9 protein-coding genes are annotated in these 12,940 nt (G+C 71.5%); 5 read left to right on the plus strand and 4 right to left on the minus strand.

What is annotated here, in order from left to right; all coding sequences use genetic code 11:
- Nucleotides 1–8: 8 nt before the first annotated feature.
- The gene (locus ACSU6L_RS00765; protein WP_437064707.1) at nucleotides 9–980 is read right to left on the minus strand and encodes a helix-turn-helix domain-containing protein; all 972 of its coding nucleotides are present in this window, start codon (nucleotides 978–980) and stop codon (nucleotides 9–11) included.
- 303 nt (nucleotides 981–1,283) lie between these two features.
- Here ACSU6L_RS00765 and ACSU6L_RS00770 point away from each other — a divergent pair, with 303 nt between their 5' ends.
- The 3 genes from ACSU6L_RS00770 (at nucleotide 1,284) to ACSU6L_RS00780 (ending at nucleotide 4,102) form a co-directional block, all read left to right on the plus strand.
- Nucleotides 1,284–2,258 carry an alpha/beta hydrolase gene (locus ACSU6L_RS00770; RefSeq protein ID WP_437052465.1) on the plus strand — a complete coding sequence of 325 codons (975 nt, stop codon included), beginning with the start codon at nucleotides 1,284–1,286 and terminating at the stop codon, nucleotides 2,256–2,258.
- 130 nt (nucleotides 2,259–2,388) lie between these two features.
- Nucleotides 2,389–3,225, plus strand: a complete 837-nt coding sequence (locus tag ACSU6L_RS00775) for an alpha/beta fold hydrolase (protein WP_437052468.1) — start codon at nucleotides 2,389–2,391, stop codon at nucleotides 3,223–3,225.
- A gap of 34 nt (nucleotides 3,226–3,259) precedes the next feature.
- The gene (locus tag ACSU6L_RS00780; protein WP_437052470.1) at nucleotides 3,260–4,102 is read left to right on the plus strand and encodes an alpha/beta hydrolase; all 843 of its coding nucleotides are present in this window, start codon (nucleotides 3,260–3,262) and stop codon (nucleotides 4,100–4,102) included.
- 83 nt (nucleotides 4,103–4,185) lie between these two features.
- Here the strand turns inward: ACSU6L_RS00780 and ACSU6L_RS00785 are convergent, their stop codons facing one another.
- A complete protein-coding gene (locus ACSU6L_RS00785) occupies nucleotides 4,186–6,945 on the minus strand; it encodes a helix-turn-helix transcriptional regulator (protein WP_437052472.1) in 2,760 nt (919 codons plus the stop codon).
- Nucleotides 6,946–7,189: 244 nt separating this feature from the next.
- Here ACSU6L_RS00785 and ACSU6L_RS00790 point away from each other — a divergent pair, with 244 nt between their 5' ends.
- Nucleotides 7,190–8,152, plus strand: a complete 963-nt coding sequence (locus tag ACSU6L_RS00790; protein ID WP_437052474.1) for a helix-turn-helix domain-containing protein — start codon at nucleotides 7,190–7,192, stop codon at nucleotides 8,150–8,152.
- A gap of 236 nt (nucleotides 8,153–8,388) precedes the next feature.
- Here ACSU6L_RS00790 and ACSU6L_RS00795 read toward each other — a convergent pair whose 3' ends face one another.
- The gene (locus ACSU6L_RS00795; protein ID WP_437052476.1) at nucleotides 8,389–9,237 is read right to left on the minus strand and encodes a LysR family transcriptional regulator; all 849 of its coding nucleotides are present in this window, start codon (nucleotides 9,235–9,237) and stop codon (nucleotides 8,389–8,391) included.
- Between the two features lie 103 nt (nucleotides 9,238–9,340).
- On the opposite strand from ACSU6L_RS00795, the gene ACSU6L_RS00800 reads away from it, so the two are divergent.
- Nucleotides 9,341–10,075, plus strand: a complete 735-nt coding sequence (locus ACSU6L_RS00800) for an SDR family oxidoreductase (RefSeq protein WP_437052478.1) — start codon at nucleotides 9,341–9,343, stop codon at nucleotides 10,073–10,075.
- A gap of 15 nt (nucleotides 10,076–10,090) precedes the next feature.
- On the opposite strand, the gene ACSU6L_RS00805 is transcribed toward ACSU6L_RS00800, so the two are convergent.
- Entirely contained in the window at nucleotides 10,091–12,874 is a 2,784-nt protein-coding gene (locus tag ACSU6L_RS00805) for a SpoIIE family protein phosphatase (protein ID WP_437052480.1), read from the minus strand.
- Nucleotides 12,875–12,940 lie beyond the last annotated feature (66 nt).

The following is a 12,940-nucleotide window of genomic DNA, read 5'->3' on the forward strand; positions in this document are numbered from 1 at the left end:
TGCGACGGTCACTGGGACGACGGCGCGGCGACCACCGCCCGGCCGGCCGCACCACCGGCGTGCCAGTCGCGGAACGAGTATCCGTGGACGGCCTTGAACGAGCGGCTGAACTGGGCCACGTTCTGGAACCCCCAGGCCCGTACGACGGCCGACAGGGACATCGTCGCCGTGCCGCGCCGGGCGATCTCGCCGGCGCACTGCTCCACACGACGCCTCAGCACCAGTCTGTGCACCGTGGTCTCCTGGTCCTCGAAGAGAAGGTGCAGATAGCGGACCGAGATGCGGTGGGCGGCCGCGATCCGCGCGGGAGAGAGATCAGGATCGCGCAGGTTGGCGTCGATGTAGTCCCGAACGCGCCGCACCAGGTCCTGCCGTGTCGTGGCAGGCTCGGGCCGGTTGCCGTGCGTGTGCTCGTCCACCAGAGTGGCCAGCAGATCGGCGAAAGTGCCGGCCAGCTGGTCCGCGGTCGACGCGCTGGTCCGGCCGGCCTGGGCCACCAGCGAGGACACGAAGGGCAGCAGCAGAGCGGCGACGCCGCTCCGGGCCGGTACGGCGCGGCCCGTCAACCGGTCCACCCGGCTGCCGGACCGGCCCAGCGCGCGTTCCGGAACACGCAGCAAGTGCAGGTGGAACCGCTGGCGCTGCTCGAACGAGAAGGGGCGGCGGAGGTCGCACACCGCGAGGTCCCCCGGCCGGAGGACGGCATCACGCCCGTCCTGGCGCAGGGCGGACGTACCCGCGATCTGGACGGCCAGGACGATGTGGTCGTGCGGCGCGGCCGCCACCAGTCGTGACGTTCGGCTCAGCCGCACCGCGTCTGCCTCGAGCGACAGGATGCGCAGATAACCCAGGTCTTGCACTGAGAGGTCCCCTGTGAACGCGGGTCCCGGCCGAGGTGTCACGTGTACGCCCGCCAACCGGCGTCGCACACTCCGCTCCCACACATCGGCACGGTCCGCACCGGCCATCGACGCCGACATCAGCGCAGGGTCCACATCCACTCCATACTCGCCATCCGTGAAGGTGTCGTACCTCCCCCAGGACCCAGGCTGGGGGTGGTCGGACGACGGCCGTTAGGTCATCTGACGGGTCTGCCAGAACGAGCGCGGTGTCTCCCGTGGATCCAGTCCCGTCGGTGCACGGATCGGCACGCTCCGGTTCAGCGGCCGGCGCCCGCCCCGTGTTGATCACCTCTAGCGTCGGTGCCGAACCGCGAGACCGCCCCCACCTCCTGGACGCGTCCCGCACCGAGCGCAACGCCCCTCACCTCAGCAGGAGTTCGCGTGTCTCAGCGCCGCCGGCCACCGCTCGTTCTGGAAAAGGCGGCCCGGGAGTTCACCCGCTCCTACGTCTGTCCGACCGTGCCTTTGGGCAGTGATCCGGGTCCTGCGCGGGCCGGCGTGGCACAGCTGATGGGCCGGGAGATCGACCGGGGACAGGTCCGTGAGGACTGGCTTGCGCTGCCGGGGGCCGGCGGTCACCGGATCACCGTACGCATCCTTCGGCCGGTGGACGCGGACGAGCCGCTGCCGGTCGTGTTGTTCCTGCACGGCGTGGGATGGATGCTGACCGATGCCTGCTCGCACGGGCGACTCGTGTCCGACCTGGTGCTGGGTGTCGATGCCGCGGTCGTCGTCCCGGAATACCGCCGGGCTCCGGAGGCCCGCTATCCCGTCGCCGTGGAGCAGGTGTACGCGGTGGCGAAATGGATCGCGGACCAGGGGAGGGACTGCCGGCTGGACGGGGACCGCATGGCCGTCGTGGGAGCCTCGGCCGGTGCCAACCTGGCTGCGGCACTCACCTTGCTCGCCAAGGAGCGCGGCGGCGTCAGACTCGTCCACCAGGTTCTCTTCTGCCCTGCCACGGACGCGAGGATGGACACGTCGTCCTACGACGACTTCGCCGAGGGGTTCTTCCTGGGCCGCGAGGCGATGCGCCACTTCTGGCGGCAGTACGTTCCCGATCCGGCGGACCGGCGAAGGATCACCGCGTCTCCGCTGCACGCGTCGGACGGCGAGCTCGCCGGTCTGCCCCCGGCCCTGGTGGTCACCGCGGAGGCCGACGTGCTCCGTGACGAGGGAGAGACCTACGCCGCCAGACTTCGCCTCGCCGGGGTACCGGTCGCGGCCGTCCGCTACCACGGGACCATTCACGGCTTTCTGCTGTTCGACGCCTTGCGGGACACCGAGGCGGCCAGAGCCGCCCGCGTCCAGACCGTGGACACCCTGTACACGGCTCTGCACGCCTGGCGCGCCTGACACGTCCTCCAGAGGTCGCGCCGAGGGTCGTGCACCCATGGGCACAGGACGGTGCACGCAGCACTCTCCGGCGCGGACCGCCCGGCCCTAGCTTGCCACCGACACCCCCTTTCCCAGGAGCCGATGGCCGATGAACGAGAGAAGCACCACCAGGCGCCGGACGATCATGGCGGCCGGCGCCGCCGCCGTCACCGCCGCGATCGCCGGACCTCAGCAACACGCCGTCGCCGCCGGCAGGCGCGGCGACCCGTCCGCACCCACCGTCGTGCTGGTGCACGGCGCCTTCGCGGACGGCTCCAGCTGGACGCCGGTGATCGAACGCCTGCAGCGATCCGGCCACACCGTCGTCGCCGTAGCCAATCCCCTGCGCGGGCTCCCCGTCGACGCGGCCCACGTACGCGGTGTGCTGGCCGCCCTCGAAGGACCGGTCGTACTCGTCGGCCACTCCTACGGCGGCGCCGTGATCACCGAGGCCGCCGCCGGCACCGCGAACGTGCGGGCACTGGTGTACGTCGCCGCCTTCGTGCCCGATGCCGGTGAGGTCCTGGGCGAGCTCTCTGCGAGGTTCCCGGGTTCCGAGCTCCAGCCCGCGCTCACCACGGTGCCCGGCACGGGCCCCGAGGGGCAGCCCGCAGTCGACCTGTACCTGAGTCGGGACCGTTTCCGTCACGTCTTCGCCGCGGACGTACCCGAGAGCACGACGCGTGTGCTCGCAGCCGTGCAGCGGCCGCTCAGCGCAAGCGCCTTCACCGACACGGCCACGGCCGCCGCCTGGCGCCACATCCCCTCATGGAACCTGGTGGCCACGCGCGACCGCGGCATCCCACCCGCGCTGCAGCGGTTCCAGGCCCGGCGAGCAGGGTCGCACACCGTGGAGACCACCAGCTCGCATCTGCCGCTCTACAGCCGACCCCACGAGGTCGCTGCTCTCATCAGAGCCGCCGCGCGCAGCGTCACGTCCGCCTGAAGCCATCGTGGCCCTATCCGTCAGTGAGGATTCCATGTCAACGCAACACGATCTCGAGCAGATAGCGCACGTCAACGCGAGCGGTCGCACCCCCGTCGTCTTCGTGCACGGTCTCTGGCTGCTGCCCAGCAGCTGGGAGCGCTGGGCGGAGGTCTTCCAAGAGGCCGGTTACGCGCCCCTGACTCCCGGGTGGCCCGATGACCCCGAGACCGTGGCGGAGGCGAACGCGCATCCCGAGGTGTTCGCCGGCAAGGGTGTCGGCCAGGTCGCCGACCACTTCGCGGGTCTCATCGGCCGTCTGGAGCGCAAGCCCGTCGTCGTCGGGCATTCTTTCGGCGGCCTGATCACGCAGATGATCGCCGGACGTGGTCTGGCATCGGCCTCGGTCGCCATCGACCCGGCGCCCTTCCGCGGAGTTCTGCCCCTGCCTCTTTCGTCTCTGCGCGCCGCGAGCGTCGTCATCGCCAAACCGGCGAACTACCACCGTGCGGTGCCCCTCACCTACGAGCAGTTCCGCTACGCCTTCGCCAACGCCGTCAGTGAGGAGGAGGCCAAGGATCTGTACGAGAGGTTCGCCGTTCCCGCCCCCGGCGAGCCGCTGTTCCAGGCGGCGGCCGCCAACATCAACCCGTGGACCGAGGTGAAGGTCGACACGCTCGCACCCGAACGCGGTCCGCTCCTGATCATCTCCGGCGAGAAGGACCGCACCGTGCCGTGGGCCATCGCGAACGCCTCGTACAGGAAGCAGGCCCGCAACCGGCACGCTGTCACCGAGATCACCGAGATGGCGGGACGTGGCCACGCGCTGACCATCGACAGCGGTTGGCGGGAGGTGGCCGACACGGCGCTCGCGTTCGTCAAGCGATTCGGCGATTGACGAAGTCAGCCTGACAGGCGACGAGTTCGCGTGGTGAGGAGCCGGGGTGTCGCGGCGGGTGCCGACGCCCCGGTTCCGCTGTCTCATGGGCCGTCAGCCGCCAATGCGCGGGCGAGCGCCGCGCGCGACGTGATCTCCAGCTTCGGGAAGATCTTGTGCAGATGGTCGGCTACGGTCCGGGGTGACAGGCCCAGTCGGTCGCCGATCTCTCTGTTCGTCAGGCCGTCGGCGGCGAGCTGGGCGATGCGCAGTTCCTGTGCGGTCAACTGGCCCCGCCTGCCCGCGGCGCCGCCGAGGGGCTGCCCAGCCGCCCGCAACTCCCGCCTGGCCTGTTCCGCCCAGGGCTCGGCGCCCAGGGAGCGAAAGGCGTGGTATGCCTCGCTCAGTCGGTCACGGGCCAGGGCCGACTGGTGCCGGCGCAGCGCCCTGCCGTGAGCGAGCCGCAACCGGGCCGTCTCGAAAACCCACCGCTCGGCGCCGGGAACGGCATAGGCCGCCCGGTACCGAGCGTCCGCGTCCTCATCCGCCGCGACCGCGGAGGCCGCGGCCAGCAGAAAAGCGTGATGGGGCGAGATGTCCGCGATGCGCGCGGCCCGAGCCGCCTCGACGTGCGCCCGCGCCTCCTCCTGCCGGCCTGTGAGAACGGCAGCGGTGACGAAGTCGAACAACGCCACATGGAACCAGGGCATCCCCGGTGGGAGGGTGCCGGGCGGGGTGACCTCGGCGAACCGCGTGTACGCCTCCTCGGCGCGGCCGTGCGCGAGCGCAACCAGACCGCGCAGATGCGTCAGGCGGCGCGTCACCAGCGTCATGCCGGCGCGAGCCGCGACGGGCCCGATCAGCTGTTCGATCTCCAACAGGCCTGGCTCGTCGCCGCGACCGGCCAGGAAACAGGCGTAGGACAGCCTGAAGAGCAGGGCGTTGCAGTGGTATCCCCGCTCCTCGGAGGCCTCCGCCTCACGCAGACACGTCTCCGCCTGGTCCCAGCGACCGCGCAGGAAGTCCTGATAGCTCTTGGCTTTGGCGACCGTCCCCTGCGTGGCGTACGCGTGCTGTTCCCCGAAACGCCTCTGCATGGGTTCGTCGGCCATGTCCACGGCCGCCGCCACCCACAACAGCAGCCAGGCCGCCCCGGCCTCCTGCTCCTCGCTCATCCCCTCGATGAGTGTCTGCAGTTCATCGACCACGCCATGGGCCGTCCGCGCCGGGTCCGACCACGCACGCCGGCACAACCGAGCGGCCGGCGACATCCGGGGCGCGTGCTTCGCCAGGGCCTCCCATCCCCGGGCGTCGCCTGTGTACGCCGACGCGAGAAGCAGTTTGAAGAACGCCTGCTCGGCCAGTCCCTCGAAGGCCGGTACGGGTCGCTCCACCAGGGCGTCCAACGCCTTCGGCAGCAAGGCGAACGACGAGTCGAAGTCAATGCGATGGCTCTGGTCGACGTACACGACGGCGTAGGCGAACAGCGGTTCCACGTCCGGCGGCACGGGCTGTCGCGCGAGCTCCGAGATGATCGTCGCCGCGTAGGGCAGATGTCCGCCGCGGGCAGCCATGACGGCCGCCCAGGTCAGCCTCCTGGCTCGGGAGGACGGGTCCGTGCTGATGGCGGCCGCGCGGTCGAGGAGCATGGCTGCTTCCGCGTCACCTCCCCGCCGGGACATGCGCAGGCCGGCCTCCTGCAGCCGGGCGGCGAGCTCCTCGTCCGGCCCCGGAGCCGCCGCGGCTTCGTGCACCGGACGACGCGGGTCGTGTGCAGGCAGCGCGTCGGCCAGCACCCGGTGCGCTTCCCGCCGCTGTCGTGCGGAAGCCCGCGAGATGACGGCGCTGCGGACCAGTGGGTGCCGGAAGACTAGACGGCCCGAGGAGTCGAGCCGAGCCAACTCACTGGTCTCGATCCCGTCGAGGACTTCCTCCCCCCGCGAACCGGCGCCCCCTTCCAGCCACGTCCCCACGTTCCATGCCGCGGTGGCACCGCCGAGGGCGACCAGCAACAGGATCCGGGACGCCTCCGCCGACAGCGCTTCGAGGCGATGGGCGAAGAGCCGCTCCAGCCGCTCGCCCAGTCTCAGCCCTTCCGGGAGAGGGACCGCGCCCCTCATCTCCTCGGGTCGCAACTGCAGCGGCAACTCGACGAGAACCAGCGGATTGCCCGCCGCCTCATCGAGAACGCGCTCGACGGCCGGCCCCGCCACATCCGCGTGGTACCGGCGCAACAGCAGGGCCGCTTCGTCGCGTGCCAATGCCGTCACCTGCACCGATGGGGCGGGCCAGCCGTCCGTGGCCGTAGTTCCGGATCGGCTGGCGCTCACGAACACGATCGGCAGGTCGGTGATCCTGCGGTGCAGGAAGGCGAACACCGTGCGGCTCGACGAGTCCACCCAATGAAGGTCGTCCACGAGGATCAGCAGGGGCCGGCCACGGATCGCCTCGGCGATCAACGCCAGCACCGCGGCGCCAACGAGGAAACCACCGGGAGCGGGTTCCTCGTCCGGTCCGAGCGCGGATCGAAGCGCCTGACGCTGGTGGAGGGGCAGGGACGTGGAGTGCTGCGTCAGGGGTCCCACGATCTGGCGCACCGCCCCGAAGGACAGCTCCGCCTCGGCCTCGGAGCCCGTCGCACGCAGTACCGAGAATCCGCAGTCGCGCGCGACCGTCGCCAACCGATCGAGAAGTGCGGTCTTGCCGATGCCGGCCTCGCCCTGCAGGAGAACGGCCGATCCTTCCGCAGGTTGGGCCAGCGCACTGTCCAACGCGGCGCACAGTAAGGACATTTCCCGCCGGCGTCCCACGAGCGCACTGGTGTCCGATGACGGCAAGACTTCCCCCAAAGCGCCACTCCTCACAACGGAGCGGTCGACCGTCCCAGGCCTGCCGAAGGCGCGGGCCCAGGTACGACACCGACACCGACAGCGCATGCCGGACCTGCGCTCCGAGCGCAGGATAGCGCCCACCGCCCCACGGCCGCCGATGTCCTGAGAGTGCGGACTCCCGTCCTGTGCCTGCCGCGTTCGCCACCCGTCGTGGTCAGGCACCGCCCTGCCTGCGAGCATCGAACCGGCCGGTGATGTCTCGACCCGGAAGGGCACCATGGCTACCGTGACTTGGGCCACGTCGGCTCTGCCGCTCGAAGACCGGGCGGAGGCACTTCGCCAGACCATTCGGCAGCAGGTCGTTCCCGTCGAGCTGGTGCTGCCGCGCCGACCGGAGCTCGTCTTCGCCGACGTCGCCATCACCGAGATGGGGTCGCTCCAGGTCACGTCGGTGCAGGCCAATCCCGCCACCGTGCACCGCACACCCCGACTTGCCCGAGCAGACGACGAACCCGTCCTGTTCATCAGCCTGCAGGTCTCCGGGGAGAGCACCGTCCTCCAGGACGGAAGGGACGCCACACTGCGCCCCGGGGACATCGCCTTCTACGACACGCGGCGTCCGTACACCCTGCTCTTCGACCACGGTGTCGACATGCACTTCTTCCGCATACCGGTCGGCGACCTCGGCCTGCCCGACACGGTGATCCGCCAGGCGATGGCCCGGACCCTCGGAGCGAGCGGCACGGTCGGGGGACTCACAGCGGGCTATCTCACCCAACTGGCGGCGAGCCCCGCCCTGCACGAAGGCACGGCTTCCCGGCTGCTCGCCGGTCCGAGCATGGAGCTCATCCGGGCCGCCATCGCGGCCGAGGCCGACCGAAGGGACCTCGCCGCGGGCCCGATGCACGAGACACTCGCCGTACGCGTCCTGGACTACATGCGGGCCCACCTGTCCGACCCGACGCTCACACCGGCGTCCGTGGCGAGCGCCCACCACATCTCCGTCCGCCACCTGTACGCCGTCCTGGCACGCAGCGGCGTCACCTTCGGCGAATGGGTGCGCACGCACCGGCTCGAGGCGTGTCGCCGGGAACTTTCGCGAGTGCCCCCGAGTGCCGAGACCATCGCGGCCTTGGCCCACCGCTGGTGCTTCAAGTCAGCCGCCCACTTCAGCCGCACGTTCAAAGCCGCTTACGGCATGCCACCACAGGCCTGGCGCGAACTCAGGCGGATCCCCTGAATACAACTGCCCGCTTCTGATCTCGTTCCGGGCTGCTAGGGGGCGTCTCGCCGATCATGCCGGATCAGGGAGCGGCGCCTGGTGCCGTGCATCGCAAGGCGGAGGAGGGAGCCGATGCGATGGGGGTCCCCCCTGCTCGAGCGGAGCCGAGAGCTTGGGGGAATCGGCGAGTGACGACAACGCGGCGAGGCGCAGTGCCAGGCGCCGCGAGCCCGGCATGATCGGCGAGACGCCCCCTAGAGACGTGCCGCGGTCCGGACGAGGCCGGCGACGGCTCGGGAGCGGCTGTGGGCCGGCCATGCGATGACCGTCGTCACCGTCGGCGCGTCCGGCACCGGCACGGCGACAAGGCCGTCGCGCAGATGGTCCCGGCCCGACTCGGGCACGATCGCGCAGGCGCGACCGAGCTGGATCAGCTGGATCAGCTGGGTGTGGTCCCGCACCTGCGGGCCGGGGCCGTCCGGGTACCTGCCGTCCCGGCCGGGCCAGCGTGGCATCGGCAGGTCCGGCAGCCCGGCGACCTCGGCCATCCGCAGGTGGGGCCGGCCGGCGAGGGGGTGACCGGCCGGCAGGATCACGATCTGTCCCTCCGTGCGGAGTTCCTCGGTATCGAACCCGGCCGTCGCGTCGAAGGGCCGGTGCAGCAGTGCCACGTCGGCCCGGCCGTCACGCAGCAGCTGTTCCTGCTCGCCGATCCCGCACAGGAGCACGTCGACGGTGACCGCGTCGGGTTCGGCGGCGTAGCGGTCGAGCAGTTTCGCCAGCAACTCGTTGGACGCGCCGGCCTTCGCGGCGAGGACCACGCCGGGGTGGCCGGTCGCGGCGAGGGCGGCGCGGCGGGTGCGGCGCTCGGCGGCCTCGACCGCGTCCAGTGCCGCCCGGGCCTCCCGCAGGAGCACCGACCCGGCCTCGGTCAGGGTGACCGCGCGGCTGGTGCGTTCCAGCAGCGTGGCGTCCAGGCGCCGTTCGAGCAGGCGGATCGCCCGCGACAGCGGGGGCTGCGCGATCCCGAGCCGCCGCGCGGCCCTCCCGAAGTGCAGTTCCTCGGCGACGGCGACGAAGTACCGCAGCTCACGCGTCTCCACGCCGCCATGCTACCGGCCCCGACGGGATCGATACCCGTGCGGTATCGCCGCGCACCCGATCGGTGTTGGACCGCTCCGCCGGGGCCCGAGAAGGATGGTCCGCATGAGCGAACAGACGATCGCGCTGGTGACCGGCGCGAACAAGGGCATCGGATACGAGATCGCGGCCGGGTTGGGCGGACTCGGCTGGAGGGTCGGGGTCGGGGCCCGGAACGAGGAACGCCTCGAGGCCGCCGTGGCGAAGCTGCGTGCGGCCGGCTTCGACGCGTTCGGCGTGCCCCTCGACGTGACCGACGACGCGAGCGTGACCGCCGCCGCCGGGCTGATCGAGGACCGCTCCGGACGCCTCGACGTGCTCGTCAACAACGCCGGAGTGACCGGCGGCATGCCTCAGACGCCCACCACGGTCGACCCCGAGACGGTGCGGGCGACCGTGGAGACCAATGTGATCGGCGTCATCCGCGTCACCAACGCGATGCTGCCGTTGCTGCGCCGCTCGGCGGCACCGCGGATCGTGAACATGTCGAGCGGCGTCGGCTCCCTCACCCGGCAGTCCACTCCCGGCGCCGAGACGGGACCGATCTCCGCGGCCTACGCGCCGTCGAAGACGTTCCTCAACGCCGTCACCGTCCAGTACGCCAAGGAGTTCCGGGAACTGGGCGACACCAGCATCCTCATCAACGCCGCCTGCCCGGGCTACTGCGCGACCGACCTCAACGGTTTCCGCGGCGTCCGCACGCCGGAACAGGGCGCGGCGATCGCGATCCGGCTCGCGACCCTGCCCGACGACGGCCCGACCGGCGGGTTCTTCGAGGACGCGGGGGAAGTGCCGTGGTGACCCGCAGGGGGCTGATCACCAGGCCAGTTCGTCGATCAGCGAGATCGCGTCCGGTTCGGGGGTGCGGTCCAGTGTCTGTTCGGCCCAGATCACCTTTCCCCTAGTCGCGTAGCGAGTGCCCCAGCGGTCCGCGAACTGGGAGACGAGGAACAGGCCGCGGCCTCCCTCGTCGGTGGTGGCGGCGCGGCGCAGACGGGGTGAGGTGTTGCTGCCGTCGGAGACCTCCAGTACGAGGGTGCGGCCCAGCAGCATCCTGACGTGTACGGGCGGCGCGCCGTAGCGGACCGCGTTGGTGAGGAGTTCGCTGAGGATGAGTTCCGTGGTGAAGGACGACTCCTCCAGGCCCCAGTCGTCGAGGCGGCGGCTCACCTCCGTGCGGACCTGGGAGACGGCCATCACGTCGAACGGCACGTCCCAGGACGCGACGCGGGACGCGTCGAGCAGCCGGGTCCGGGCTACCAGCAGCGCCACGTCGTCGGTGGGGTGTCCGGGCAGCATCCTCTCCATGACGGCGTGGCAGGTCTCCTCCGGCGTCCGGTCCGGCTCGGCGAGGGCCGAGCGGAGCATCCGCAGGCCTTCGTCGATGTCGCGCCTGCGGTCCTCGATCAGTCCGTCGGTGAACAGCACGAGCCGGCTGCCCTCGGGCAGATCCAGCCTGCCGGCCTCGAAGGGGTGCCCGCCGACTCCCAGAGGCGGTGACTGAGGGATGTCGGGGAAGGTGACCTGACCATCGGGGTCGATCACGGCCGGGGCGACGTGCCCGGCGCGGGAGAAGGTGCAGTGTCCGCCGACCGGGTCGTAGACGGCGTACAGGCAGGTGGCGCCGGTGACCGGGGCGGCGTCGCTGCGGGCGCTCGACGTCTGTGTGTCCAGGAGGGTCACCATCTCGTCGAGGTGGCCGAGCAGTTCGTCCGGGGAGAGGTCCAGCGAGGAGAAGTTCAGCACCGCGGTCCGCAGCCGGCCCATGGTCACCGCGGCGTGCAGTCCGTGCCCGACGATGTCGCCGACGACCAGTGCCACCCGGAAGCCGGGCAGGGGGATCACGTCGAACCAGTCGCCGCCGACGGCGGCCTGCGCGGGCAGGTAGCGCCAGGCGATCTCCAGCGCGTCCTGGTCCGGGACGTCCTGGGGCAGCAGGCTGCGCTGCAGGGTGACGGCCATGGCGTGCTCGCGGGCGTAGCGGCGGGCGTTGTCGATCGCCACGGCGGCCCGCGCCACCAGCTCCTCGGCGACCGCTACGTCCTCCTCCTCGAAGGGAGGGGAGTCGGCGCCCCGCCAGAAGTTGACCATGCCGAGGACCACGTCCCGGGCTCGCAGGGGCACGGTGATCAGCGAGTGGATGCCGTACTCCAGCGCCTGGCGGGCACCTTCCGGGTCCTGGGCCCGCCAGTCCTGGGCGCTGTGCAGGTCCGCCACCCGTACGGCCTTGCCGCGGTGCAGCGCCGCCACCATCGGCGTGTCGGCCACCACGAACTGGATCAGGTCGCCCACCGGCTGCAGCGGATGCCCGCTCTGGGCCTCGCTCAGCGCGGTGCGCCGCATCCGGCGCACGGCACCGGTGGGCTCCTCGCCGCGCAGGACGGAGTCGAGGAGTTCCACGGTGACGTAGTCGGCCATGCGCGGGACCGCGACCTCGGCGAGTTCCTCCGCCGTGCGCCGTATGTCGAGCGTGGTGCCGATGCGTACACCCGCTTCGTAGAGCAGGGTCAGCCGTCCGCGCGCCACCTCGGCCTGGCCCGACAGGGCCCGCAGCTCCGTGGTGTCGCGGAAGGTGGCAACCAGGCCCGGCGCGCCGCCGTAGGGCTCGGTGAGCCGGATGTTGACCGCGAGCAGCCGCTCACCGGCGGGGATCACCTCGTCGGAGACGGGCTCGGCGGACATCAGCAGCCGGGTCAGGCGGGAGCTGAGCCCCAGGTCCTCGACGGCTCGCCGGTCGGCGTCCTCGGGGAGGTCGAGCAGGCGGCGGGCCTCGTCGTTGGCGAGCATCGGGCGCCCGTCGCCGCCGACGATCAGGACGCCCTCACGCACCGCGTGCAGCACGGCGTCGTGGTGCTCGAACATCCGTGTCATCTCGGCCGGGCCCAGACCGTGTGTCTGCCGGCGCAGCCGCCTGCTGACCAGGGCCGTGCCGACGGTGGCGAGTGTGAGCGCGCCCGCGGCCGCGGCGAGCATCGTCGGGATCTGCTCGTTCAGCACCTGCCCCAGGGTGTCGAACTGGATGCCGGCGCTGACCATGCCGACCACGCGCCCGCTGCCGTCCCGCACGGGTACCACCGCGCGCACGGCGTCGGTGGGCTCGCCGTGGAACGTCTCGGTGAAGGCCTCTCCCCGGGCGGCCCGGCTCACGCCCTCCGACCTGGTGCCGATCAGCTCGGGCCGGGGGTCGGTGAGCCGCACGCCCTGCTTGTCGAGGACGGTGACGAAGTCGACGCCGGACCCTCGCCTGGTCGCCTCCGCCGCCGCCTGGAGCCGTACCGTCGGATCCGGCGACTGCAGCGCGGCGGCCGTGCCGGGCGCGTCGGCGAACGCCACCGCCGCGGCGAGTGAACGGTTCGCGGCGCCCCGCTCGGCCCCGTACCGCCCCTGCACCACGAGGGCGGTGACCGCCACCACGACGAGTACCAGCATGATGACGATCTGCAGCAGGAAGACCTGGGCCGCGAGCGTACGGACGCTCAGGGACGGCGAGAGGTGGCGTCCGGGGGAATGCCGCGCCCCCGGGCGACGGGACGAGTCGAAGGAGCCCCCTTCGCCGAACGGCGCCGCTCTCCTCCGGGACCGGCGTGAAGGACCGATCATGTCCCATTTCTAGCACTGTGCCCGCTTTACAGGCGACTGCTGCGGGTTACCAGGGACCCGACCTCG

The sequence above is a fragment of the Streptomyces sp. enrichment culture genome, from assembly GCF_964272855.1.
Classification (GTDB): Bacteria; Actinomycetota; Actinomycetes; order Streptomycetales; family Streptomycetaceae; genus Streptomyces.